Source organism: Acinetobacter sp. 24-47-47, assembly GCF_057737035.1.
In genome coordinates, this window is sequence record NZ_CM173216.1 from 1,393,415 (window position 1) to 1,419,846 (window position 26,432).

The following is a 26,432-nucleotide window of genomic DNA, read 5'->3' on the forward strand; positions in this document are numbered from 1 at the left end:
TAACTTTTGATATTTAACAGTACATATTTTTAAAAGAAATCAATCAATGTGAATTTGTTTAACATTTGCATATTTAACACAGTTACACATACTACCTTTCTTTGTTTTAGGGTATATTAGTGCTCTAATTTCATGATGTTAACTAAGCCTCAAATATAATGTTAGACGTCTTTAAAACTACTTCAAGTAAAGTGATTTTGCTGGTGGCAATAATTTTAATTGCCATCTTTCAATATCGCTTTTGGCTCGGTGAAGGAGGATATTTCCCTCATCAGGCGCTACTTCAGCAAATGAATCAACAAGCTGAAACAAATGAAGAGTTAAAAGAGCGTAATCGTATTCTGGCTGCTGAAGTATATGATCTAAAAAATGGTGTAGAGGCGATTGAAGAACATGCACGTTTAGATCTTGGCTTAATTAAGCCTCATGAAACGTTTATTCAAATGAGTACAATCAGTACGAATTACAAGCCGATTTACATCGACCCAAATGCTAACGTAGATTTAAGAACCAATGAGTCTAGACAACCTGAATCTGAACAACCGTAAATTATGGGCTATTATTCCGGCAGCAGGTTCTGGTAGTCGATTTTCCAAATCAGCGTTAAAGCAATATCAAATTATCCAGAATAAAACTGTACTTGAGCATACTGTAGAACGTATTGCTCAATTGCCTATTGCTGGCTATGTGTTGGCAATCTCAGAGCATGACCAATTTGCTCAGACACTTCAATTTGCTAAATCAGAAATCCTTCATTTCTGCTTAGGTGGTCAGGAGAGGGTTGATTCTGTACTTAATGGTTTAAATTATTTAACCAATATTGCAGATGAAAATGATCTGGTGTTTGTGCATGATGCTGCTCGACCTTGTGTGAGCTTGAGTAATTTAGAATCTTTGATTCGCCATGTTATCGAATCTAAGCATAGCGCAATTTTAGCAACGCCTGTACGTGATACTTTAAAAAGAGTAGATCAGTCGAGTGCCATTGAAAAAACTGTTGATCGAAGTGCATTGTGGCAAGCACAAACTCCACAATTGTCGACCATTAAATTGCTAAAAACCTCGATTGAACATGCATTAACTTACAAGATCACAATCACGGATGAAGCGAGTGCGCTTGAATATGCTCATCATCCAGTAGATGTGGTGATTGGACGATCTGATAATATTAAAATTACTTATCCTGAAGATTTAGAACTTGCTCGTCTGATTCTTCAGTCACAGTCTGACTCGAAATAATTTAGTTTTATGTTTGGGACTTTGCTTAAATAGCCAAAACATTGTCTTATAATAACGCCACTTAGAATATGCAATTCAGCCAATGATACCTTCACAACAGTACCGTTTTTTGCGTCATGCCTTGAGAGATGGACGAACAATCAAACATGATTCGTCACGTTGGACTAAATTACATTTAGATCCATGGTTACTTGGTTTTTTGATATTAAACGCAGCTTTTGGACTCATGGTTGTTTATAGTGCAACCAATCATGATTCAAGCATGGTGATTCGTCAGGCGACCAGTTTTGGTATCGGTTTTATTTTGCTGTTTATTTGTGCACAAATTCCTCCAAAAGTTTATCAAATTGTCAGTCCTTATCTGTATGCATTTTCGATTGTGCTTCTGCTTTTGGTATTGATAATTGGTGATGTCCGCTTAGGCGCAAAACGCTGGATTTCTATTCCTGGATTAGGGAGTGTGCAGCCCAGTGAATTTATGAAATTTACGATGCCACTCATGATGGCTTGGTTTTTCAGTCTGCGGACTTTACCACCCAAATTTATGCATATTCTCTTTGCATTATTTCTGATGATGATTCCTTTTGTTTTAGTCGCATTACAGCCTGACTTAAACATTGGATTAATTATTCCCGGAATTTTTGTCATTTTTTTAAGTGGTATTTCTTGGCGTTTGATTGGGGCTGTGGTCGCTGGGTTTGCAGTGGTTGCACCATTATTATGGAATTTCTTTCTACAGGAATACCAAAAAAAGCGAATTTTAACTTTATTTGATCCTGAATCAGATCCGCTAGGTGCAGGGTGGAATATCATTCAGTCTAAAATTGCGATTGGTTCTGGTGGACTATTTGGTAAAGGTTTTAATGAAGGAACACAGTCTCATTTAGGTTATCTCCCCGAACATCATACAGACTTTATTATGTCTGCTTATGCAGAGGAATTTGGCTTTTTTGGTGTGTTCGTATTATTTGTTATTTTTGCTGCGATCATTATTCGTTGTTTGATTATTTCCATGAACAGCTTCCATAATTTTGGACGTCTTTATGCCGGTGCGGCAGGTTTAACTTTCTTTTTCTTTGTGTTTTTGAACAGTGGAATGGTGAGTGGAATACTTCCAGTAACGGGTGATCCATTGCCACTCATGAGTTATGGTGGTACGGCAGTCATTGCAACGCTTGCAGGTATGGGCATTGTAATGTCTATACATACTCATCGCTAAAACATCTAGGGTTGACAGCAAATTTTCAACTCACATTCTGCTTACTCTCACATCTATTGAAACTTTGAGCTTCAATGATTGCTCTAATCAGTCATTACACTTTTATGCTGAAGAAGATGAAAGTGTAGATGGAAGTTGATCTATGCTATTTGAGAGAGTAACTCTAAAATAATTAACTTATTTCCTCATTTTTTTGTAATAACTAAATTTTTATCGATGGTAGAGAAAATTTGAGCTAAACAATGATCTTTGTAACGTTTCCCAAGCTAAAAATTTCTGTCTTAGCTGTTGTCTTAAACTTGGTGATCCATTTGTATAAAAATATTTTTTAAAATTGATTTTCGTAGATGTATAAAAAAATTAACTATGGCATATTAATTGCTGAATAAGAATTAAACGAATATTGCAGGAGAGAGGTCTTCTGTAGATCCGCCGAAGGAGCAACGACCCCGGAATCTCTCAGGCAAAAGGACTGTAATTATTCTCAATCATCTGGAGAGAAGTCTAATGATGTTTAGACTCACCGAAGGGGATGGAAATAATCATATGTTATGAAGATTTCCGAAGCTCTCAGGTACCGTGACAGATGGGGCATTGAAAATATAAAATTTTCAAGGAGCTTTTATGTCACATATTATGGTGATTGGTGCTGGCATTACAGGAATAACCACTGCCTACGAATTGTTAGAACTTGGTTATCAAGTCACGATTTTGGATAAAAACTTATACCCAGCAATGGAGACTTCATTTGCGAATGGAGGTCAACTCTCTGCATGTAATGCAGAGGTGTGGAATCAGAAAGCAACGGTACTGAAGGGTATCAAGTGGATGACCCAAAAAGATGCACCATTATTACTCAATCCATCTTTTGATTTGCATAAATACGCTTGGCTGATTGAATTTATGGGTAATATCAAGCATTACGAAGCCAACACACAAGAAACGGTAAGGCTGGCATTATTGGCAAGAAAACGGCTATTCGAAATTGCACAGAAAGAAAATATTCAATTCGATTTGGAAAAGCGTGGAATTTTGCACTTTTATCATAATCAGCAGGATTATGATGTCGCAATAAGAGTGAATGATTTGTTATGCAAAGGTGGATTAGAGCGTCACGCTGTTACAAATGGAGAAATTCACAGTATTGAACCAAGTTTGAAGGGAGAATATTACGGTGGTTTTTATTGTCCTGACGATGCCACAGGAGATATACACAAATACACCACGCATTTAGCCCAAGTGGTGGCGAATAAAGGTGGGAAATTTTTATACGGTGTAGAAGTTGAAGATTTAAATCTGGATCATTCAACAGAACAAGTTTCAGCTAAATATCGCGCTTGTGATCCTAAAAGTAGAGATATACCCGATGGATTTATTCAAGCTGATGCAATGGTCATTTGTGGTGGAGTTGGAAGCTATCATTTAGCACAACAGGCTGGAGATCGTGTCAATGTTTATCCAGTGAAAGGGTACTCGATTACAGTTCAGTTGAATGATGAACATAGCCAACAACATGCACCATGGGTAAGTTTATTGGATGAAAGTGCAAAAATTGTGACGTCGAGATTAGGTCGAGATCGTTTAAGAATTGCTGGTACTGCAGAATTTAATGGCTATAACCGAGACATCCGTATGGATCGCATACAACCTTTGGTTCATTGGGTGAATCGTAATTTTGATATTTCAACTGAGCATTGTGTCCCTTGGGCTGGATTAAGACCGATGATGCCGAATATGATGCCAGTGGTAAGACAAGGGAAGCATCCGAGAGTCTTTTATAATACCGGTCATGGGCATCTGGGTTGGACGCTGTCAGCTGCAACTGCTGCAATGATCAGTTTAGAAATTTCACAGAAAATAGCGGCTTAATGAAAAGCCACAATAGCGTGAAAACTATTGTGGCAAATACATTTATAGTCGAGTGAAAACTTGATCTGCATTCAAACGAGATTTAGGTAATTTGGCATTAAAATCTTTTTCACTTCGATAACCAAGTGCCAATAGCACTGATGGAATCAGGCCTTTTGCGTCAAGATTTAACTCTTCAGCGATAATTTTTTCATCGAATCCTCCAATTGGAGTGGCATCGATACCTTCTAAACCTGCAGCAAATAAGGTTTGCCCAAGTGCAATAAAAGTTTGATTTTCAGACCAGCGCTGGATATCGCCTTTTTCGTTGCGATAATAATCAACATAGCCTAAGCGCGTATCTTTTTGAGCTTGTTTTGCTTGGTCATCTTTAAAACGACCACTGATTTCATCTTGATTTAATAATCGATCTAGATGAGAGTCTGTAATGTCTTTATGCGTACAAAACAGAATTGTGTGTGAAGATTCAAGGACTTTGGGTGCATTATAAACATACTTACCAACCAGTGCTTTAGCAATGCGCTGTTTGGCTTCATCAGTTTCGATGACAAAGAAATGCCACGGTTGAATATTGATAGATGAAGGTGCGAGCCTTAAAGATTCCAATAATTTTTCAAACTTTTCTTGAGGGATCTTTTTTGAAGAATCGTATGCTTTGGTGGTGTAGCGAGATTGGGAGATGTTTAACAAATCCATATTATCCTCCGATTATTCACAATATATTCATCTAAAAATTTTAAATGACTCTGAACTTAAATATTTTCTATAGTTGATGCTAAATGATATGAAAAATCTGACTTGTCTTTAAATCAATAGGCATATTTTAAATCAGTATATTTTTCTAATGACATTGCAATTTGTTGGTTGATAAATGCGCGCACATCTTCTTCAGTCATAGGTTGACCATTCTTGCTGATATTATGTTCGATCGGTGCTTGGTCTGCGGCCTTAATTTTGTAGACAAGGTGGGTGATCAATTCGTAATCGTTATTATGGTTTACGATGTTAGTCACATATTGATATGAATGCTCAAAGTTGAGATCTTGATGGGAAAATATAAATTGTTCAAAGATTGTCAATGCGGCGCCATCAGCAAGATTTTTGAGTTCATCAATAATTGTGGCATCTAGCCGTACATCATAACGTTCAGAGATTGCTTTACCATCGATTAATAATGACACTTTATCATCTTCATGGTGTTGAACAGTAATATTGCTGAAATTAGACATGACAAACTCACGAATTGAATTGAGTCGTTATTATCATATGCAAAAAAACTTAAAGCAAAACATACTGATTAATATTCAAACATTGAGTGAAATTTCAATTTAAAGGTTGATGAGATCATTATAAAAATAGAGGAACTAATAAGACCATGTTTTCAGTGTCAGATCATTGATTGACTGCTTAGAGAATTTCGATTGATTAATTTCCAAAATTTGAGCTTGATCCAAACGCCAGTCGCCTAAAACAATTCTTCTTTTATCTTGAGAGATATGGATTTGAGGGCGATGCGTATGACCATGAATTAGTAAATCAACTTCTTTCAATGCATCGTGGACAGCATCTTGATTTACATCCATGACATCATAAGATTTAAATTCTTTTGATTCGTGGCTTTTTTTTCTAAATCCATTTGCAAGTTGAGTACGAAAAGAAAGTGGGGTATTCCGCAGTATCCAAATGATGAGTGGATTTCTGATTATTTTTTTAAAACGTTGATAGGCGACATCGTCTGTACACAGTGAATCACCATGTTCTATACGAATTTGGACGTCATTTATTTTTAAGTTAGAGACTTCGGACAATAAGATGCCACCAAATTTATTTAAAAAAATTTGATTCAGCGCAAAATCACGATTGCCGACAGAAAATAAAACTTGATTTCCCTGAGCAGTAAATCTTTTTAAGCGTTCAACGATTTCATCGAGCCAAGGAGCTGTATAGTCATCACCAATCCATGCATTAAACCAATCACCTAAAATATAGAGTTGGGTTTGCTGGTCTTGATAATGATCTAATAAATCTAAAAACCCTCGAACGAGTCGAGGGTGTTCAGGTGACAGGTGTAAATCTGAAATAAACAGATAGGTCACTTAATATTCCTTATTTGCCTACATCCCCATCAACTTTATATGGGGAAAAATCCCTTGAACATGATATTCGTTTTAAAGCAGTGCTTGAAAACTTAATAAGTTAAGGGGTAGGTTTTTTATTCAGAGATAATTTTAGCAGATTCGATCACAACGTTTTCTAGTGGAACGTCAGCGTGGTAGCCACGGTTACCAGTGCGAACGCCTTTGATTTCATTAACAACGTCCATACCTTCTACAACTTTACCAAATACTGCATAACCCCAGCCTTGAGCTGTTTTACCCGTATGGTTAAGGAAAGCATTGTTTTTTACGTTAATGAAGAATTGTGCAGATGCTGAGTGAGGAGCTTGAGTACGTGCCATGGCAATCGTACCTTCGTCATTGCTTAAACCGTTGTCAGCTTCATTTTCAATAGAATCGCGAGTTGCTTTTTCTTTGAAGTTTTCATCCATGCCACCGCCTTGGATCATGAAACCGTCAATTACACGGTGGAAAATTACGCCATCATAAAAACCATCACGAACGTACTCTAAAAAGTTAGCAACAGTTTTAGGTGCTTTTTCAGAGTTAAGCTCTAGAACAATACGTCCTTTATTGGTGTTTAATTCGACTTGAGGAAAACTCATTCTATAATCTCCTGATCATGGACAAAAAGCCATGGGTTTGTGGTTGAGAGAAGCATAAGCAAACTGTAAACTACAAGGCAAGCAAAAACGTTATTTTCTTTGTTAATAATATGAAGATAGCGTTTTAATTATCCTATTTTATCTTATAGAAGTGATTTATCAACTATGAAGCCGAATGATGTTGTTTCATCCCTGCCAAATACCCCGACGACTAACAATCCATCAGTCGATGCTGCGCAGCAAGAACAACAACCGGGCTTAGACTTTGTACGTCAAGTAATTACAGAAGATCTTGCAGCAGGGCGTACAGATAAAGTCGTGACGCGCTTTCCACCAGAGCCTAATGGTTATTTACACATTGGACATGTTAAAGCGATTTGCCTGAATTTTGGTATTGCAGAAGAATTTTCTGGTTTATGTAATCTTCGTTTTGACGATACAAATCCAGATGCAGAAGAACAAGAATATGTAGATGGTATTGCGAACGATGTTAAATGGCTCGGTTTCGACTGGAATGGTGAACCACGCTACGCATCAAGTTACTTTGATCAATTGTATCAATGGGCGATTCAATTAATTAAACAAGGTGATGCATATGTCGATTTGCAATCTCCTGAAGAAATTAAGCTGAATCGTGGAAATTTTGTAGAACCAGGTAAAAATTCTCCGCAACGTGATGCAACGGTTGAAGAAAACTTAGCACGTTTTGAACAAATGCGTAATGGTGAGCTTGGAGAAGGCCAAGCAGTACTTCGTGCCAAGATTGATATGGCATCACCGAACGTACATATGCGTGATCCAATTCTTTACCGTGTTTTACATTCTGAGCATCATCAAACAGGCGATACGTGGAAAATCTATCCAATGTATGACTATGCTCATCCTTTGTCTGATGCGATTGAAGGCATTACGCACTCGTTATGTACGCTTGAATTCCAAGACCATCGCCCGTTCTATGATTGGGTTGTCGCTAAGGTAAATTCTCCAGCAGTTCCACGCCAGTACGAATCAAGCCGTTTGAATGTTGATTACACCATCACCTCAAAACGTAAATTACGTAAGCTGGTCGAAGGTGGTTACGTCAATGGTTGGAATGATCCACGTATGCCTACAGTCGTGGGAATGCGTCGTCGTGGCTTTACTCCAGAAGGCTTACGTGATTTCTGTAAGCGTGTGGGCGTATCTAAAACTGATGGTATTGTCGATGTTGCAATGCTTGAATTCTGCATTCGACAATCATTAGAAAATACTGCTGCACGTGGTATGGCGGTATTGAATCCTCTTAAAGTGACATTGACCAACCTTCCAGAGGATATGGATTTAACACACGCACGCCATCCAAATGTTGATATGGGTGATCGTGTAATTCCTCTGACTTCTGAATTGTATATTGATCGTAAAGATTTTGAGGAAGAGCCGCCTAAAGGGTTTAAACGCTTAATTCCTGGTGGTGAAGTCCGTTTACGTCATGCTTATGTGATTAAATGTGATGAAGTGATTAAGGATGAAAATGGCGAAGTTGTTGAACTTAAATGCTCTATCGATCCGCATACTTTAGGTAAGAATCCAGAAGGTCGTAAAGTCAAAGGTGTTATTCATTGGGTATCTGCAAATAAAGGGATTCCTGCTGAAGTTCGTATTTATGATCGTCTATTTACTGAAGCCGCACCTGATGCGGACGATGATTTCTTAGCGAATTTAAATCCAGATTCTCTAAAAATTGTTCAAGCGGTAATTGAGCCTTCTTTAGCTCAAGCGAAAACTGAAGATCGATTCCAATTCGAACGTGAAGGTTATTTTGTCGCTGATCAATTTGATCATACTGTTGAAAAACCTGTCTTTAACCGTATTTTGGATTTAAAAGATAGTTTTAAGCCTGCAAAATAAAGTTTGGTAATATCAAAAAAAGCCTGATTGATTCAGGCTTTTTTTTATTCAAATTTAGGTTAATAAATAATTTTTGTGATTAAATTCACATGATTAGATAAAGGTGAGTATTTAAGAATAATTTAATAAGTTATAAATAAAAACTAAAATAACATTATATTTCAAATATATATTTGACTATTTGGATTTTCAAGCGCATATTTAATTCAACCGAAAGGTTAATTTGAAACTTTGTTTTCCTCGAAACCCTGCTTAAGCGGGGCTTTTTTTTGATTTAGTTTCTGATGTTGCTGTAAAGCGATATACACAGGGCCTTTCAGTTTGCGCTGATCATTTAACTTTTTCTTAATATAAAATACCAAAGCAAAACAGGTGGTTGCTAAAGTTAAAAGAAGACTATTTAAGTAGCTCATGAGTGAGCTGATATAACCAATGGTGGTGAGTCTATTCATCATTTTGATGACTTGTGGACTACTTTCGATGCCCGTGATCGCCCAAGAACATAAGTGTTCACAATTATTAATAATGAGATGATAGTTATTTTCATGCATTCGAGAGCGCATTCGTCTTACGACAGCACGACCTGAATATTTGGGGGTGCTATAATGCCGAATCGTAATTTTTTTGCCATGTGCAAATTTTTGCAGAGATGTAATTTCGATCGGATGTTTTTTAAAGAGATGAGCAAAACCTGAATAATGAATAACACGACCCTTACCCACATAAATACCATGATGTGAATAACCAAAATGCTTAACAATTAAGTGAGCACCAAGAGGGAATGTTTTGACGTGTTTATGCCGCATTTATAAAATATTCCAATAACTTTACAGATGTACATTTATTGAAAGAGAGTCCACAGTATAACCGAATTGGAAATAAATAATGAGGTATAAATACAATATAAGCACCCTAAAAAAGGTGCCTAAATTTTTTATTCAACTCAAATGAAGTTATGAGAAGAAAGCATTTTGTGCTTCACAATTTTTAATTGCATCTTCTTTAGGAAGCTGTTTAATTTGCTCTTCAAACTCGATTTTTTGACGATCTATGGCAGTTTGAGGAATACCGCTCTCTTTCGCTAATTTTTCAATGTTGCCCCAAACTTCCTCACATGCTGAAGGTAGCTTATTACAACCACTAAGCGATATGAAAGTCGCCCCTAAAATAATGAATAGAATATTTTTCATTGAATCCCCAAATGTATTTTTAATTATCCTATGAGCTTATCTTAATTGAACATTTTTAAATTGAACAGAAAATTTATCATAAAAAAAGCACTGTCTATGCAGTGCTTTTTTTCTTTACTGAAGGGTGATTTTGTTACTCAATAAATCAGTAAGATCTTTTTTTGAATAGCCACGCGAAATAAGAACTTTTTTGATTCCGCGGATTACATCTTCATCTGATGCCTTTTGTAAAGCCTCGATCAACTGATCGTTAGTCTTACATGAACAATCATTTTCAACACAAGCAATTTGATTTTTATGCTCGTTCTGCTGCGAATCTGATGAAAACAGCTTTTGCCAAAAACTCATAGAGCCTTCATTTGCAACCAAAGATAGGTCGAAATATAGTCGATTTAAAATTTAATGCAAGTTTGTAATCGTGATTTAAGGCACATTTTAAAATAAATATTTCGATGATAAACCTAAAGTTTAACGAAATTATGACATTGAAAAATTAAATTTTTCTTTATTCATATGATTTTTAAGTGAAATTCAAAAAGCATAAAAAATGGACAGTGTAAGAACTGTCCATTTAGTAAGAAATAAATTGTTTAAATTTTCTCTAAAAGAACGCCTGACTCGACATGGTGGGTATAAGGAAATTGATCGAACAGCGCAAATTTAGTGATTTTATGAGTTTCCGATAACATCTTTAAATTGTCGTGCAAAGTATCTGGATTGCATGAAATATAAATAATACGGTTAAAGCGTTGAAGCAGCTTCAAGGTATCATCATCAATGCCTGCACGAGGTGGATCTACAAATACAGTATCGAAGTCATAACTTTGAATATCAATATTGGCTTCTTGTAAACGTCTAAACTCACGTTCTGCATTGAATGCTAAGGTAAAATCTTCAGCTGAAAGGCGAGCAACTTGAATATTATTAATTTGATTTTGCTCAATATTCCATTGCGCTGCATAAACTGATGATTTAGCCAGTTCCGTTGCTAGAACGCGATTAAACTTTAGCGATAATGGAAGGGTAAAATTACCATTACCGCAATAAAGCTCTAAAAGATCTTTATCACTGGTTTGAGCTGCATTACATGCCCACGCCAGCATTTTTTGACAAACTTGCGCATTAGGTTGCGTGAAGCTACTTTCAATTTGCTTATATTTGAATTTACGGTCAAATACTTGTAATTCTTCAACTACATATTCATCCGTCAATACAATTTTTTGACCACGGCTGCGACCAATAATCTTAATATTGAGTTTTGAAGATAAATTTTTTGCTAGTTGTTCCCAGTCTTGATCAAGCGGACAACGATATATCAATGAAACCAGCATTTCACCGTTCAACGTTGAAAGAAAATGTACTTCAAACAGACGCTTAGAGAGCACTGCATTTGATTTTAGTTCAGACAGGAGAACTGGCATTAAATCATTAATAGATTTATCCGCGATTGGAAACTCATCAACACGTACAACTTTCTTTTGAATACCATCTTCCGTGCGTTCAAACATGGCATAAAACATATCATCTTCTGTATGCCAAATACGGAACTCAGCTCGCATACGGAAATGTTTTTCAGGAGATGAAAAAACTTCTAGTTCAGGTGGTTGATATTCAGCAAATTGATTGCGGATACGTTCAATTTTTGCATCAAGTTGTTGTTGATAAATAGAAGTCATAAAATCTAAAAAAAACTAGCACAAAGCAGAGTGAATGGTAGCAAATAATAAGCCAACATTCTTCTAAATCTTTATGCTGTTGTGACTATCTTTTGGTGAGGTGCTCAACTAAGTAGTCGATGAACACTCGTACAGCTGGTAATAAACCACGGCGAGAAGGGTAAACCACATGAAAAATACCGTGTGGTGCATTCCAGTTAGGCAGAACCTTAACAAGACGCCCATCTTTAATATAATCTTCAACAATACTGTCTGGGAGTAATGCTACCCCACAATTGTCACTTGCAAGTTGTGCAAGCATAAGTAAGTCAGAGCCCATCACGACTGGACTCACTTTGACTTTAATCGATTTGTTGTTTGAATCATGTAGTACGAGTTGTTGATCAGTATGTTCATCAACCATACTTAATATTCGATGATTTGAGAGTTCTTCAGGTTTTTTGATAGATCCAAATTCATTGAGATAAGCCTGGCTGGCGAAAAGATGTTGTTCAATATTTTCAAATTTTCGAATGACCAAACTTGGGTCATCATCCAAACTTGAGCGAACACGAAGCGCTAAATCAATTCCTTCATTGATGATATCGACACGTCGATTAGTAACCATCAATTGAACTTTGATTTCAGGATACTGCTTAAGGAAATTTGGCAGTATTTTGGTCATTTCATGCTGGGCAATTGATACGGGTAAACTGACACGAATTAAGCCTCTTGGTTGTTCACTTAAATGATCTACCAAATCATGAGCAGATTGGGCAGCATTCATCATTACTTGCGCATGGCGATAAATGTTCATCCCAATATCAGTGACAGCAAAATGACGTGAACTACGTTGAATAAGCCTTACACCGAGATTTTCTTCTAAATTATAAACACGTCGACTCAATTTTGATTTGGGAATGTCAGTTGCTCGCTCGGCAGCGCTAAAACCACCATGTTCGACAACAAGGGCAAAGCAATAAAAATCATCTAAATCTGAAAGCATGGATTCATTCCATATATGCGACGTTTTGTTAAAAAATACATTATTGTTCTGAATAGTCAATTGAGTTGCTGTGTTTTCTCTAAAATCTAAGGTTGTTATATGTAGTAATGAATAAAGAGGGCTATTTAAAAATCTAAAAGCAATGGTTAAACTTATGTTTTATAGCACGTAATACTTAAGGTTGACATGGCTTATACAACAATTGAACTTCAAGATCCTCAAGAAAATGTACAGTGCCCGCATTGTCAACACGCTGTTATCGACTGGAATGAAGAGCAATATATTCAACCTTGTGATCATACATTGTTTATTGCTATGGACTTGGGATTTGAATTTATTTCAGATGAATTTGAAGCAACTATGCCTCGCACAGTAGATGAAATTCATGCAGATGATGAAAACTCGGATGTGTTTACTGAGATTACACGTTCTGATTTAGCTCAGTTTAAAATTTATAAAGTTGCATTGGGTGTCGAAAACCTCAATCGTTATATTGGTTTCCAATCATAATTTTTTTAATCACACGCATATGGTGAAAAGACTTGGAGTTACCTTGAGTCTTTTAATTTCTTTGTATTGGGTTATTGATTGCAAAGTTCTAAGTTTGTGTTAATTCATGATAAGTTCAATGCTTTGCATAAAGAAATCATGGCTATCATACATAAAACGCACTTATGGCTATAAACATCTGATCTATTTTTGGATTGGTTCGTGTTTTATCGATCAACTTCACTTTAGATCCAAGTGAATTCTATCTAACCCACTTGGATTTCAGCATTAGGATGACTCAACCTGCTTTTTTTAGGGGTTGCAATTAAATAAGCCAATGTCAAAGGACCGAGACGACCCGCAAACATCAGTATCATGAGCATATATAAACTTGCAGGTTGTAATTCTGAAGTAATACCTCTAGATAATCCGACTGTACAAGCCGCGGAAACAGCTTCAAATAGTAAATCTAGAAAACGTTTATTAGGCTCTAAAATTAACAGCGTAAAGAAACCAATGAAAATGAGCATAGCAGTTATGCTAATGACCGCAAGAGCTTTATAGGTGACCGTTGCGGGAATCGAGTGTTTAAAAACAGTGACTTCGTCAGCTCGTCTCAAAAACGTGATCACACTTAATACTACAATAATAAATGTACCTACTTTAATACCACCAGCAGTACTTAAAGATCCGCCTCCAATAAACATTAATAGCATAGTCACCAAGGTTGCTGGATCACTCATACTGGCCATATCAATACTATTAAATCCAGAGGATCGCGGTACTGTGGCATGAAACCAAGCATTTAATGCTTGGTCTCCAATTGACATTGGGGCGAGGGTCAATGGATTATTTGCTTCTAAACACCAAATCATAATAAAGGCAAATAGATTGAGTCCTGCGATAGTAGAAAGAATGAGTTTGCTGTTTGTTGAGAGTTTTTTCCACTTATGAGCGCGTTTGATATCCATAAGTACCACAAAACCTATTCCACCAATGATATACAACATACTTATGGTCAGTGTTACAGCATATTGACCTGAAAAGCTCATTAAGCTGTTTGGAAAAAGAGAGAAACCACCATTATTAAATGCTGAGATACTGTAAAAGGCTGCATAAAACAGAGCATCACTAAAATCGTAGTATTGAAGCCATGTAAATGTCAGGATGAATGTTCCAATCCCTTCGAAAAATAGAGAATACAATAAGACGGCTTTAACTGTGAACGAGGCCCTTGCTAAACTGGTTTGACCAATTGTTTCTTGAGCCATCACTTGTTGCTTTAAACCAAGTTTAGTGGAAAGGCTCAAAGCAGCCAAAATTGCGAAGGTCATGAATCCTAAGCCACCACATTGGATGAGTAGCATAATGATGAACTGACCAAAAGTCGTATATGCCTCGCCAATATTGACCACAGAAAGTCCCGTAATTGTCACAGCAGACGTGGCGGTAAATAAGGCTTCTAGCCAAGAGACATTTCCTTCGTGTGCAAAGGGAAGTTTTAGCAGTAATGTTCCAATGATAATAAAACTGAGGAAGCCCAAAGCAAGCAAACTTGGTGGACTCAAATTAATACTTTGCGTTTTTTTATTGATCAATTGATCATAAAATTTCATCATTTCGAAATAAATCTCGATGAGAGTTTACGTAAAAGATTGACAGGACCTTCAACAATTAAAATGTCATTTTTTTGCAGCAATGTACCAGGTGCGATGTCATAAATTACATGTGTGCCACGTTGTAATAATAATGTTTGTACGCCGTCGCTGTGCTCCATGATATCTTTAAATTCTACACCTTGTAGTTTTTCACCCACTTCCACTTTGACAATATAACGGTCATCATTCAACGCCATATAGCGTCTAACCATTGGGTAGCTTAATGATTGTGCAACGCGAATACCCATGTCTTCTTCTGGATGAATAATTTGACCAATACCGAGATGCGTCAAAATCATATGATGGGCTTTCGATTTTGCTTTTACTAGGATTTTTTCTACGCCTAAATTTTTAAGGTTGAGGACACATAGAATACTGGCCTCAATATCTTCTCCAATTGCGACAACGACGGCATCGCAATTCTGCACATTCAGTTCTCGAAGTACATGTTCATCTGTGGCATCGGCGATGACAGCATGACTGATGTTATCAGAGATATTTTCAACGTATTTTTTTTCAGTATCGATTCCAATCACATCATGTTTTAATTGAGTGAGTTCTAATGCAACTGTACCACCAAAGCTGCCTAAGCCAATTACTGCAAATAGCGCCATTGAATATCCTAAAATTTTAAAGATCAGAAAGTAATGATTTGATTTTAATTTCGCTTCGAGTGAGTTTATCTTGTTGATCTGAGTTGATTCAATTCATTTGTTGAGGATTATTTGTGATCACTATAAAAATAGTAAATCGTAATTGAAATCAATGTCCATGAAAGTGCTAAGTAAATATAAGTTAAATGAATATGATCGATCATAAAGTTAGCATGAACGAAACTTGTCATGAGCACAATTGCCATCATATATATCAACGTCATACGATAACGATAAATAGGTGCTAATCCCAACATGATATAGGGTAGTGCTGCATAACCTAAAAAAATAAAAACTTCGAGGAATTTGCTTACGGTGGTAACTTCAGGATATAGATATTTCGAAATAAACAGAATTGCGGAAAAGATGATCCACATGAGAAAAGGAATTACTACAAAACTGAACCATATTTGCATGATTTATCTTAATATCTAAAATTTTAAAGTGATCGTTTTTTCTATCTTTCGATTTTAATTGTATATCAATTATTGAATTAAAAAAGCCTGTCAAAATGACAGGCTGTATTGATTTTATTTGAGGAAACGTTGATAACCAAGATTATTGGTAATTTCTTCGTATGGATAATTGATACTTTCTAATGTTTCAACTAAACCATCAGGGTTTTGTTGTGCATCTTCAGCTTCGAGTCCAACCAATACACGACCTTCAGCCGCACCATGATTACGATAATGGAACAGGGTAATGTTATGCGTTGGACCAAGACGTTCCAAGAATGTTAATAATGCACCTGGACGTTCAGGAAATTCAACGCGGAATAAACGTTCATTTTCAATATCAGCATGACCACCGATCAGGTAGCGAATATGTAATTTGGCAACTTCATCATCAGATAAGTCATCCACATCGTACTGAAACTTTAATGTCTCGAATATTTCTTGACGTTCTTTTTCGCCGCTTTTTAAACTAATTCCAACAAATACTTGCGCTGCAGTCGCACTACTTGCACGGTAGTTGAATTCAGTAATATTTCGACCTTGAAGGGCACGACAGAAATTGAGGAATGCACCTTTTTGTTCAGGAATCGTGACAGCAAAAATAGCTTCTTTACGTTCACCTAATTCAGTTCGTTCTGCAATATATCGTAAACGGTCAAAGTTCATATTTGCACCGCATACAATTGAAACGATGTTTTTACCTTCTAAGCCGTGCTCAGCCACATATTTTTTAATACCAGCAAGTGCCATCGCACCTGACGGCTCAACAATACTACGGCATTCATCATAGGTGTCTTTAATTGCTGCGCATATTTCATCAGTATTCACAAGAACAACTTCTGGTTCTACGATTGGGCCTGAATTGTCAGATTTTTGCAGACGAATCACTTCAAAAGGTTTTTCACCGATTTGCGCCACAGCTGTACCATCGGCGAATAAACCAACTGAAGGCAGAATCACACGTTGATTTGCTTCTAAAGCGGCTTTTAAACAAGCTGACTCGTCATATTCCACAGGAATAACTTTTACATGCGGTGCAACATCACCAAGGTAAGCAGCAACACCTGCAATCAAACCGCCACCCCCAACGGCAACGAATACATAATCCACATCTCGCCATTGACGTAAAATTTCATTGGCAATTGTACCTTGACCAGCCATAACGAGTTCATCGTCATAAGGCGGAATAAAAGTCATTCCTTCTTCTTGTGCACGTTGAATTGCGTATTTATTTGCGATGTCAAAAGAATCACCATGAAGTACGACCTCACCACCTAAGCGCTTTACTGCTTGGACTTTAATGTCTGGTGTTGTCTTAGGCATCACAATAATCGCGCGAATTCCTAATTTTTTTCCTGAGAGAGCTACACCTTGAGCATGGTTACCAGCAGAAGCGGTAATGACACCTCGTTCTAGTTGAGCTTTAGGAAGTTGGCTGATTCTGTTGTAGGCACCGCGGAGTTTGAAAGAGAATACGGGTTGTAGGTCTTCACGTTTAAAACGAATATTATTATTAAGACGTTCACTAATTCGTGGTGCCGCTTCGAGTGGGGTTTCGATAGCAACGTCGTATACCGTTGCTTGTAAAATTTGTCGAACCAAACGAGACAGCATGTTAATTTTCCATCTAACAGTTTAAAATAGGCGCTTATTGTAACAAACCATAAGGCTTAGCGGTTTAAAATAACTGCAAAAGTCCAAATTAGTTGAGTGAAGTCATGAGTCTATATGCAACCCAAGATGAGAAAAAACAAGCAGCAGCACAAGCAGCTTTAAAACACTTGCCGAAAGGGGGCATTTTAGGCGTAGGCACAGGCAGTACTGTTAACTTTTTGATTGATTTACTTCCTGAACTTCATTTAGAAGCTGCAGTTGCAAGTTCGGAAGCGACTGCGCAGCGTTTGAAGAAGCTGGGTATTGAAGTGGTAGATATGAACTCAGTGGGTGGTCTTGATGCATATGTAGATGGTGCAGATGAGATTGATCGTCATATGCACATGATCAAAGGTGGTGGTGCGGCATTGACACGTGAAAAAATCGTGGCATCGATTGCAAAAAAATTCGTCTGTATCGTAGATGATTCTAAATGGGTAGATCAGTTGGGGCGTGATTTTCCACTTCCTGTTGAAGTGATCCCAATGGCACGTTCTGCTGTTGCTCGTAAAATTGTCTCTTTAGGTGGCGACCCAGCGTACCGTGAAGGTGTAGTGACCGACAATGGTAACGTGATTTTAGACGTGCATAACTTAAATATCTTAAATGCACTTGAGCTTGAAAAAACATTGAATGATATCCCTGGTGTGGTATGCAACGGTATCTTTGCTTTGAATAAAGCAGACATTGCGATTGTTGCGACCAACAACGGTATTGAAGAGCGTACAGCGATTTAATTTTAACTCCTTGACGAGCTAGTCTCCCTAAACTCCCTCTTTTTAACTAGAGGGGCTTTTCTTCCCCCTTTCTTAAAGGGGGAGATGGGGATTTAATAATTAAAGAATAACAATGACTTTATCCGACCTTCCTGATATTGAAATCACCAAAAGTATTCGATCGAAAAGACTACGTCTACGTATAGATGGAACGTCAATTCGTGTGACTGCGCCATGGTTTTGTACCCATAAACAAATACAACAGTTTGTTCAAGATTCAGAAGCTTGGATCGTTCAAACTTGGCAGGCACAACAAAGTAAAATTCAACAGATTGATCGCGTTTTACCTTTATCTTTACAGTTATTTAATTTAGAAAATTCTATTCAAATTCAATATATTCAGCAGAAATTAAACTATAAGTTTGATTCAGTGATGAATGAGCTGAGTGTGAGTGATCGTCAGCCTCAACAATATTTAAAAGCCTTTGTTATTGATTATGCTAAACAGCATCTGCCTGTATATCTGGCTCAAGTATCTGATCAGTGTGGTTTAGCTTATCATGGCTGTAAGATTCGTCAGCCAAAAACGCGGTGGGGAAGTTGTACAGCACGTCATGACATTATGTTGAATAGTGCTTTGGTGCTTTTTCCTCAGGAAATAACACGCTATGTTTGTGTGCATGAATTAGCACATACAAAGCATTTTGATCATAGTGCTCAGTTTTGGGCGGAAGTGGCGAAGTATGATCCAGATTTTAAACTTAACCGAAAAAAATTAAAAATAACGCCGTTGCCATATTGGTGGATGCATAATTAATTATTATGCTGGGATTGCTTTGTCGATATTAAAAAATCAATTGTTTAGCGCTAGTCAATTAGTCTGATTTGGCGACTGGTATTCTAAATTTTGGCTATCATGATTGCTCTGTTTGGTTAGTTTGTCACTAATATGCTCATAAGACGAATTGATGTGTGTTTTTTGATTCTAATTTTGTCTGTACCTGCTTTAATGCTTTATAGCATCCTCATGTATATTCTACTGAACCCGATTAATCCTATTCACTATCATTGGACGAACTATTTATCGCTTTTTGGCGGGGCTATAGCGTGGTTGATATTATCGATTATGGCAACTTTATGGATAAATCAAAAAAGGATTTCTAAATTGCTTTCCGTGAGTGGAGGGTTATGTTCGGTATGGGGGGTAACTCCTTTTGTTGTGAAACAGGATCCGATCGTATTTTTTGCTCTCCCAGGGTTTATATTTGCACTGTATTTATGCTATTTGAGTTGGCAAGAAAATCAATGAAGTCACATGATAGACTTTATTAGATGCTTAACAGAGCCATCTAAATTATTAAACTTATAAAATAACAGCATTCCCATATGAAAGGGTTCAGAAAGTCACAAGTTCCTGTCATACTACTGCCTGTAACGAATACAGTCATTTAGAGGTAGATATCGTGATTTCAGTTGGTATTGTTGGTGGTACAGGATATACAGGCGTTGAACTTTTGCGTCTTTTGCTGCGACACCCAAATGTTCAAGTGAAAGCACTGACTTCTCGTACTGAGGCTGGTCGTCGTGTCGATGATATGTTTCCAAGTTTACGTGGTCATACCGATCTAGAGTTTTCAGATTTAAGCTTAGATTTATTAAAGTCATGTGATGTTGTGTTTTTTGCTACACCACATGGTGTAGCGATGAAACACGCTGAAGAATTAGTAGCAGCGAATACAAAAGTAATCGATTTAGCCGCTGACTTTCGTTTGCAGGATTTAGCGCAATTTGAAAAATGGTACGGTATGGAGCATGATTGTCCAGATCTACTTAAAAATTCAGTGTATGGGCTTTCTGAGCTCAATCGTGAAAAAATTAAACAAGCTCAAGTGATTGGTAATCCTGGTTGTTATCCAACAACAGTTCAAATTGGTTTGGCGCCTGTACTGAGATCTTCAGAAGTATTGGTAAAACCTGAAAGTATTATTATTGATGCAAAATCTGGTGTATCTGGAGCTGGACGCAAAGCAAGTTTAGGCATGATCTATACTGAAAATGCTGATAACTTCAAAGCCTACGGTGTTGCAGGGCATCGCCATCATCCTGAAATTGTTGAAGCGCTTGAAAATATATCGGGACAGAAAGGTGTATTTGACAATATCCTTTTTGTTCCGCATTTGGTGCCGATGATTCGTGGCATGTTATCTACAATATATATCGACTTAACAGAAGCAGGTCAGCAAGCCGATTTGCAAGTAATTTACGAACAGTTCTACCAAAACGAGCAGTTTGTTGATGTTATGCCGGCAGGAAGTTCACCAGAAACTCGTTCTGTTCGTGGATCAAATGATTTACGTATTGCGTTGTATAAACCACAACCAACAAAGTTAGTCATTTTAGTTGCCCAAGATAACTTGGTGAAAGGTGCAGCAGGACAAGCTGTTCAAAACATGAATTTAATGTTTGGATTTGCGGAAAATGCAGGCCTTAACGTGATTGGTTTATTACCATAAAAAACCTTTTTTGACTTCACACACATTTAACTTTGCAGTTAAATGTGTGTTTTGATTTTATAAATTAGAGATGACGATGCAAAACTCAGAATCAAATAATACGTCACAGCATAAAGATGAAAAAAATATCGGTTTTTTTCAATCGAATAAACCCCTTATGGCGGGTGGAATCATCTTATGTGCAGGCAGTTTACTTCTGGGCTATACGGTTGGTCATCGTCAAGGTCTAACTGTAGTTGGTTATGATGCTGACGCGGAACAATTGGTTGAAGTTGTCGAAAAACAAAAAAAAGAATTATCTGAGCTGAATAAGAAATTAAATACCTCAGTTCAAGAACGTGATGTTGCTGTAACTAACTCAAATGATATGTATGCTGCATTAAATCAAGCCAACGCTGAAAAACTTCAAATTGAAGGTCAGAGTGCGATTTTCCGAGAAGTGCTGAGACAACGTGGTGGATTAAGTTTAACAGTGCAAAATTTAGCTGTTAAGTCGCTTCCAGAAAATGTATATGAATATCAGGTTGATTTAGTTCAAGTCAGTCCGAATAAACGTAAAGCATCTGGTGAAATTGAAATCAGATTAATTCAAGGTACGGAAGTCTTGGTTGTTCCAATTTCAGAAAAATCATTCAATTTCGACCATTATCAGCGATTAACTGGTCGTTGGACGATGCCAAAAGGCTTTACGCCCCAATTTATTGAAATCCGTGTAAAAGGCTCAAGTGCTCAAACCAAGCGCTTTAGTTGGCAACGTGGTGAAGCAATCGAATCAACTGCTGCATTTGCAGCTGAAGTACCGCAAGCTGCGGCAAATTCTCAATAATAGATTATAGAGTGCTATGCGAAGTAATAAACGTCATAAATGTCTCAATGACATTAAATTATCATTTCAACAATCTGGATTGGTGGATTGGCACTTCAATCCACGATTGAGTGATGCACAAAATGATGAAGCCGATGGCGATTTAGCTGTAGCAACAGCACCACCGCAATTTAAGCGACCTCCCTTATACAATGTGGTATTGTTGAATGATGATTACACGCCAATGGATTTTGTAATTGAAATTTTACAACAATACTTTGCATTGAATCTTGACCAAGCTACCGAAGTAATGCTAACAGTACATTATCAAGGGAAAGGTATCGCAGGTGTCTATCCTAGAGACATTGCTGAAACCAAGGCGAATCAAGTCAACAATTATGCGCGCTCTCAAAGTCATCCATTGCTTTGCCAGATCGAGCCACAAGAATAAGGGGATCACATGCTCAGTCGTCAATTAGAAGTATCACTGCGTTTGGCTGTTAGCATGGCTCGTCAAAAGAGACATGAGTTTCTTACAGTTGAACATTTGTTACTCGCACTTTTAGATAATGATTCTGCCGTGAATGCACTAAAAGCCTGCGGTGCAGAAATTGTCAGTTTGCGTAAAGAACTTGAAGAGTATGTAGAGCAACATACGCCTAAATTAGGCGATAATGCTGAGCAAGCGCCTCATCCTACAGAAAGCTTTGATCGTATATTGCAACGTGCAATTTTCCATGTTCAGTCTAGTGGTGGAGATCGGACAGTTGAAGGTGCAGATGTACTGGTTGCAATGTACTCAGAAAGAGATTCATTTGCGGTTTATTTGCTAAAACGCCACCAAATCAATCGTCTTACTTTAACTCAATATCTTTCACACGGTGCGCGTAAGGAAGATGTTCCAGCTGAAGAAGAAACGGATGACTTAGATGGTGAACACTCAGCCTCAGCAAATGCAGGTCCATTAGAACTTTATACCCTAAATCTCAATGCAGAAGCTTTAAAGGGTAAAACCGATCCTTTGATTGGTCGTGAAAAAGAAATTGAGCGTGCAGCTCAAATTCTATGTCGACGTCGTAAAAACAATCCGCTTTTGGTGGGTGATCCAGGTGTGGGTAAAACATCCATAGCAGAAGGTTTGGCTTGGCTGATTGTTAACAATAAAGCACCAAAGCCACTGTTGAATGCGGAAATCTATAGTTTAGATATCGGTGCACTTGTTGCAGGTACAAAATACCGTGGTGACTTTGAGAAACGATTAAAGCAATTGTTAAATGCCCTAAAGAAGAAGCCCGAAGCAATTTTGTTTATTGATGAAATTCATATGATCATTGGTGCAGGCTCAAGTATGGGTAGCACTATGGATGCATCGAATTTAATCAAACCTGCATTGGCAAATGGTACTTTACGTTGCATTGGCTCAACAACGTTTCAAGAATATCGTCAAGTTTTTGAAAAAGATCATGCATTATCACGCCGTTTCCAAAAAATTGATGTTAATGAGCCATCAATTAATGAAACAATTGATATTCTTCGTGGACTCAAGTCTAAATTTGAAGAATTTCATAAAGTTCAATATGATGATGCAGCTCTTGTTTCTGCAGTTGAGTTATCGGCTAAATTTATCAATGATCGCTTCCTCCCAGATAAAGCGATTGACGTAATAGATGAAGCAGGGGCACAACGACGTTTGAGAGCTGATCAAGATAACACTTTGATTACAGTTGAAAATATTGAAGATATTGTTTCGAAAATTGCACGAATTCCACCTAAAACTGTGTCTAAAGATGATAAATCTGTACTTGAGCACTTAGAGCGTGATCTTAAACGAGTTGTATTTGGTCAAGATGAGGCGATTACCGCATTATCCTCTGCAATTAAATTGTCACGAGCTGGGCTTAAAGCACCAGATAAGCCAGTTGGTAGTTTTGTATTTGCAGGACCTACTGGTGTAGGTAAAACTGAGGTAACAAAACAACTTGCAAAACTACTCGGTGTTGAACTAGTCAGATTTGATATGTCTGAATATATGGAACGCCATGCGGTTTCACGTTTAATTGGTGCACCTCCAGGTTATGTTGGTTTTGATCAAGGTGGCTTACTGACTGACGCAATACATAAAAATCCACATTGTGTATTGTTATTGGATGAGATTGAAAAGGCACATCCTGATGTGTTTAATTTATTGCTGCAAGTCATGGATCATGGTTCATTAACTGATAATAATGGTCGTAAGTCAGACTTCAGAAATGTCATTATAGTGTTAACAACGAATATTGGCGCTGAAAGTATTTCCCGTACAAGTATTGGTTTTACAGAGCAAGATAATAGTCGTGATAATCAGGAAGCAATGAAGAAGGCATTTACACCAGAGTTTAGAAACCGCTTAGATGGGGTTATTCAATTTAAAGCTCTACCTACGACAGTAATCGATTCTGTAGTAGATAAATTCCTTACAGAACTTCAAGCTCAACTTGATGACAAAAAAGTTGTTTTAGAAGTAGATCAGTCTGCACGAGATTGGTTAAGTGAAAATGGTTATGATCGTCTGATGGGTGCTCGTCCAATGCAGCGTTTGATTCAAGAGCATTTGAAAAAGCCGCTTGCTGAAATGATTTTATTTGGTGAGCTGGCTGAAAACGGCGGTAATGTAGCAGTAACAGTTAAAAAAGAAGATGGCAAAGCTGTTGGATTAAAGTTGGAAGTATTTGAAGATTCTGCAGCTGAACCAGCATAGTGTGTTATTAATTGTATTAAAGCCCGTTTATTTAAACGGGCTTTAATTTTTGGGTGAAAGTATGGACATACAAGTTACAAAAGTAATATCTACGACAGCGTTATTTTTTCTGACAGCACTGATGGAAATATTAGGGTGTTACTTTCCATATTTGATCCTAAATCAAGGGCGTTCGCATTGGTTGTGGCTACCCACTTTTGTCGCACTCGCTGCTTTTGTGTGGTTATTGACTTTGCATCCAGCAGCATCAGGTCGAATATATGCTGCATATGGAGGTATTTATATTTGTTCGGCATTGTTGTGGTTAAAGTTTGTGGATCAAATGGATCTTACTAAATGGGATATCATTGGTGGCGGAGTGGTTATTTTCGGGGCGCTGATTATCATTTTACAGCCACAAGGCTTAATTCGGTGAGCTGTTATAGGAGAAAGTCTGTTTAATTAAATTAATAATAAATCGACCTTGAATATTTTTGATAAAAATTTAGAAGCCTATTTAATAAAATTTACATAAAGGCTTTTTAAATTGGCATGAAATAGGCATATATTTTCCGCCTATAATTTTGAAATACTTCAGAGTTTCATCATTATTCGACAATAAACAATGTAATTAGAATAAGGATTTTTCATTTGTCTACAACATATTCCAAGCAAGAAAAAACCAGCCGTATCAAAGGAATTATTGGTGCAGCTTCTGGTAATTTAGTTGAATGGTTTGATTTTTATATATATGCAGTATTTGCTGTATATTTTACCCAAGCTTTAACTGCGCCAGATATGGATAGTTCTACCCAAGCCATCTATGTGTGGGGTGTATTTGCAGCAAGCTTTTTTATGCGACCTATCGGTAGTTGGCTTTTTGGTCGAATTGCAGATAAACACGGTCGAAAAAAATCAATGGTCATCTCAATTATATTGATGGCTATAAGTTCTTTCATGTTTGCAGCGTTACCAACGTATGAGCAAGTGGGTATGGCTGCACCGTTTTTATTATTAATGGTTCGATTGCTTCAAGGCTTATCCGTTGGTGGTGAATATGGTGCTGTGGCGACTTATATGAGTGAATTGGGTTTAAAAGGTCAACGTGGCTTTTTTTCATCATTTCAATACGTAACGCTCACGGGTGGTCAACTCCTTGCAAGTTTATTGGGTGTAATATTCTTAGCTTTTATGTCTGAACAGCAGCTTTATGATGGGGGATGGCGAATTCCATTTATTATTGGTGGTGTTGCAGCAATTTTATCTTTATTAGCGAGAAGTAGATTAGAAGAGACTTTATCCAGTGATGAAAGTGATAAAGAAGATTCTGGTACACTTCGTGAGCTTTTTAAAAATCACTGGAAAACTTTCCTTTTGGTAGTTGGTTATACTTCAGCAGGCTCTCTTAGTTTCTATGTGATTACAGTTTACTCAAAAACTTACCTTACCAATATTGGAATAGATCCTAAAACGGTAGGGTTGATGATGACAGCCTGCATTTTTGTACTCATGGTGGCGCAACCATTCTTTGGTGCATTGTCAGATCGTATTGGTCGCAGAAATTCTATGCTGTTATTTAGTGGTCTGATGGCTATATTTATCTATCCAGTCATGGCAATCGGGATGAGATATTTCAGCGAAACTCCATTCATTGTCGCGATGCTACTGATTTTCCTGATGCTATTGCTTAGTTTGTATACCTCTATTGGCGGTATTGTAAAAGCTGAAATGTTTCCTCCGCATGTACGTGCGTTGGGTGTAGGTTTCTCTTATGCGATAGGTAATGCCGTATTTGGTGGTTCTGCACCTTCTGTTGCCTTGCAGTTTAAGGCCGCAGGAATTGAAAATTCATTTTTTATTTACGTGATCATTATTTTAATCGTATGTTTCTTTTGTAGTTGGCAACTTCCCAAAGAACCTAAATATTTAAAAGATGATCATTAAGAATTAGAAAATAAAAAAGCACCCGAGGGTGCTTTTTTAGTGG

Annotated in this window: 27 protein-coding genes and 1 riboswitch; of the genes, 14 read left to right on the forward strand and 13 right to left on the reverse strand. The window is 37.3% G+C overall.

The features are described 5' to 3' along the window. Positions 1-158 precede the first annotated feature (158 nt). The 4 genes from ftsB (at position 159) to AC1M9E_RS06470 (ending at position 4,327) form a co-directional block, all read left to right on the forward strand. Positions 159-548 (forward strand): cell division protein FtsB, encoded by a 390-nt coding sequence (ftsB, locus tag AC1M9E_RS06455; RefSeq protein ID WP_035263725.1) that lies wholly within the window; start codon positions 159-161, stop codon positions 546-548. After that, on the forward strand, positions 514-1,239 hold the full coding sequence (ispD, locus tag AC1M9E_RS06460) for a 2-C-methyl-D-erythritol 4-phosphate cytidylyltransferase (RefSeq protein ID WP_481607421.1): 726 nt from the start codon (positions 514-516) through the stop codon (positions 1,237-1,239). Before ftsB ends, ispD begins: the two co-directional genes overlap by 35 nt. A gap of 82 nt (positions 1,240-1,321) precedes the next feature. Continuing rightward, on the forward strand, positions 1,322-2,458 hold the full coding sequence (gene rodA / locus AC1M9E_RS06465; protein WP_481607420.1) for a rod shape-determining protein RodA: 1,137 nt from the start codon (positions 1,322-1,324) through the stop codon (positions 2,456-2,458). A 396-nt stretch (positions 2,459-2,854) separates the two neighbouring features. Next, positions 2,855-2,943: riboswitch (glycine riboswitch) on the forward strand. 139 nt (positions 2,944-3,082) lie between these two features. Beyond that, positions 3,083-4,327, forward strand: a complete 1,245-nt coding sequence (locus AC1M9E_RS06470) for a D-amino acid dehydrogenase (protein WP_481607419.1) — start codon at positions 3,083-3,085, stop codon at positions 4,325-4,327. A 42-nt stretch (positions 4,328-4,369) separates the two neighbouring features. Here AC1M9E_RS06470 and nfsB read toward each other — a convergent pair whose 3' ends face one another. The 4 genes from nfsB to AC1M9E_RS06490 form a co-directional block, all read right to left on the reverse strand. Beyond that, on the reverse strand, positions 4,370-5,023 hold the full coding sequence (nfsB, locus tag AC1M9E_RS06475; protein ID WP_035263717.1) for an oxygen-insensitive NAD(P)H nitroreductase: 654 nt from the start codon (positions 5,021-5,023) through the stop codon (positions 4,370-4,372). A gap of 113 nt (positions 5,024-5,136) precedes the next feature. After that, entirely contained in the window at positions 5,137-5,556 is a 420-nt protein-coding gene (locus AC1M9E_RS06480; protein ID WP_035263715.1) for a hypothetical protein, read from the reverse strand. A gap of 135 nt (positions 5,557-5,691) precedes the next feature. Continuing rightward, the gene (locus AC1M9E_RS06485) at positions 5,692-6,423 is read right to left on the reverse strand and encodes a UDP-2,3-diacylglucosamine diphosphatase (RefSeq protein ID WP_035263713.1); all 732 of its coding nucleotides are present in this window, start codon (positions 6,421-6,423) and stop codon (positions 5,692-5,694) included. Between the two features lie 116 nt (positions 6,424-6,539). Next, entirely contained in the window at positions 6,540-7,049 is a 510-nt protein-coding gene (locus AC1M9E_RS06490; RefSeq protein WP_035263711.1) for a peptidylprolyl isomerase, read from the reverse strand. A gap of 165 nt (positions 7,050-7,214) precedes the next feature. On the opposite strand from AC1M9E_RS06490, the gene AC1M9E_RS06495 reads away from it, so the two are divergent. Beyond that, the gene (locus AC1M9E_RS06495) at positions 7,215-8,936 is read left to right on the forward strand and encodes a glutamine--tRNA ligase/YqeY domain fusion protein (protein WP_481607418.1); all 1,722 of its coding nucleotides are present in this window, start codon (positions 7,215-7,217) and stop codon (positions 8,934-8,936) included. Positions 8,937-9,154: 218 nt separating this feature from the next. Here AC1M9E_RS06495 and AC1M9E_RS06500 read toward each other — a convergent pair whose 3' ends face one another. From AC1M9E_RS06500 to AC1M9E_RS06520, 5 genes are all read right to left on the reverse strand, one after another. Beyond that, positions 9,155-9,742: a lecithin retinol acyltransferase family protein gene (locus AC1M9E_RS06500; protein ID WP_481591057.1), complete on the reverse strand. Its 588-nt coding sequence runs from the start codon at positions 9,740-9,742 to the stop codon at positions 9,155-9,157. A gap of 147 nt (positions 9,743-9,889) precedes the next feature. Beyond that, positions 9,890-10,126 (reverse strand): hypothetical protein, encoded by a 237-nt coding sequence (locus tag AC1M9E_RS06505; RefSeq protein ID WP_092766368.1) that lies wholly within the window; start codon positions 10,124-10,126, stop codon positions 9,890-9,892. Between the two features lie 114 nt (positions 10,127-10,240). Next, a complete protein-coding gene (locus tag AC1M9E_RS06510) occupies positions 10,241-10,474 on the reverse strand; it encodes a hypothetical protein (protein WP_035263705.1) in 234 nt (77 codons plus the stop codon). A gap of 242 nt (positions 10,475-10,716) precedes the next feature. Then, entirely contained in the window at positions 10,717-11,802 is a 1,086-nt protein-coding gene (trmA, locus tag AC1M9E_RS06515; RefSeq protein WP_481607417.1) for a tRNA (uridine(54)-C5)-methyltransferase TrmA, read from the reverse strand. A gap of 85 nt (positions 11,803-11,887) precedes the next feature. Next, complete coding sequence (locus AC1M9E_RS06520) at positions 11,888-12,787, reverse strand: LysR substrate-binding domain-containing protein (protein ID WP_035263702.1); 900 nt, start codon at positions 12,785-12,787, stop codon at positions 11,888-11,890. Between the two features lie 186 nt (positions 12,788-12,973). On the opposite strand from AC1M9E_RS06520, the gene AC1M9E_RS06525 reads away from it, so the two are divergent. Further along, a complete protein-coding gene (locus AC1M9E_RS06525; RefSeq protein WP_481592687.1) occupies positions 12,974-13,297 on the forward strand; it encodes a hypothetical protein in 324 nt (107 codons plus the stop codon). Positions 13,298-13,542: 245 nt separating this feature from the next. On the opposite strand, the gene AC1M9E_RS06530 is transcribed toward AC1M9E_RS06525, so the two are convergent. The 4 genes from AC1M9E_RS06530 to ilvA all read right to left on the reverse strand — a co-directional run bounded on the left by AC1M9E_RS06530 (position 13,543) and on the right by ilvA (position 17,656). Then, a complete protein-coding gene (locus AC1M9E_RS06530) occupies positions 13,543-14,892 on the reverse strand; it encodes a TrkH family potassium uptake protein (protein WP_481588561.1) in 1,350 nt (449 codons plus the stop codon). Next, complete coding sequence (locus AC1M9E_RS06535) at positions 14,892-15,548, reverse strand: potassium channel family protein (protein ID WP_035263698.1); 657 nt, start codon at positions 15,546-15,548, stop codon at positions 14,892-14,894. The genes AC1M9E_RS06530 and AC1M9E_RS06535 overlap by 1 nt, the downstream gene beginning before the upstream one ends. A gap of 107 nt (positions 15,549-15,655) precedes the next feature. Further along, positions 15,656-16,003 (reverse strand): hypothetical protein, encoded by a 348-nt coding sequence (locus AC1M9E_RS06540; protein ID WP_481591053.1) that lies wholly within the window; start codon positions 16,001-16,003, stop codon positions 15,656-15,658. A 114-nt stretch (positions 16,004-16,117) separates the two neighbouring features. After that, a complete protein-coding gene (ilvA, locus tag AC1M9E_RS06545) occupies positions 16,118-17,656 on the reverse strand; it encodes a threonine ammonia-lyase, biosynthetic (RefSeq protein WP_481592685.1) in 1,539 nt (512 codons plus the stop codon). A gap of 104 nt (positions 17,657-17,760) precedes the next feature. Here ilvA and rpiA point away from each other — a divergent pair, with 104 nt between their 5' ends. From rpiA to AC1M9E_RS06585, 8 genes are all read left to right on the forward strand, one after another. Continuing rightward, positions 17,761-18,432 (forward strand): ribose-5-phosphate isomerase RpiA, encoded by a 672-nt coding sequence (gene rpiA, locus AC1M9E_RS06550; protein WP_481607416.1) that lies wholly within the window; start codon positions 17,761-17,763, stop codon positions 18,430-18,432. Positions 18,433-18,544: 112 nt separating this feature from the next. Continuing rightward, complete coding sequence (locus AC1M9E_RS06555) at positions 18,545-19,228, forward strand: M48 family metallopeptidase (protein ID WP_481607415.1); 684 nt, start codon at positions 18,545-18,547, stop codon at positions 19,226-19,228. A gap of 646 nt (positions 19,229-19,874) precedes the next feature. Further along, positions 19,875-20,924: an N-acetyl-gamma-glutamyl-phosphate reductase gene (gene argC, locus AC1M9E_RS06560; RefSeq protein ID WP_481607414.1), complete on the forward strand. Its 1,050-nt coding sequence runs from the start codon at positions 19,875-19,877 to the stop codon at positions 20,922-20,924. Positions 20,925-21,000: 76 nt separating this feature from the next. Next, complete coding sequence (locus AC1M9E_RS06565) at positions 21,001-21,750, forward strand: DUF6776 family protein (protein ID WP_035263690.1); 750 nt, start codon at positions 21,001-21,003, stop codon at positions 21,748-21,750. Positions 21,751-21,766: 16 nt separating this feature from the next. Next, positions 21,767-22,180 (forward strand): ATP-dependent Clp protease adapter ClpS, encoded by a 414-nt coding sequence (gene clpS / locus AC1M9E_RS06570; protein WP_035263688.1) that lies wholly within the window; start codon positions 21,767-21,769, stop codon positions 22,178-22,180. Between the two features lie 9 nt (positions 22,181-22,189). Continuing rightward, entirely contained in the window at positions 22,190-24,466 is a 2,277-nt protein-coding gene (gene clpA / locus AC1M9E_RS06575) for an ATP-dependent Clp protease ATP-binding subunit ClpA (RefSeq protein ID WP_488225158.1), read from the forward strand. A gap of 61 nt (positions 24,467-24,527) precedes the next feature. Then, positions 24,528-24,881, forward strand: coding sequence for a YnfA family protein (locus AC1M9E_RS06580; protein ID WP_092766358.1), 354 nt, complete (start codon positions 24,528-24,530; stop codon positions 24,879-24,881). A gap of 215 nt (positions 24,882-25,096) precedes the next feature. Then, entirely contained in the window at positions 25,097-26,389 is a 1,293-nt protein-coding gene (locus AC1M9E_RS06585; protein ID WP_092766357.1) for an MFS transporter, read from the forward strand. The last annotated feature ends 43 nt before the right edge of the window (positions 26,390-26,432 follow it).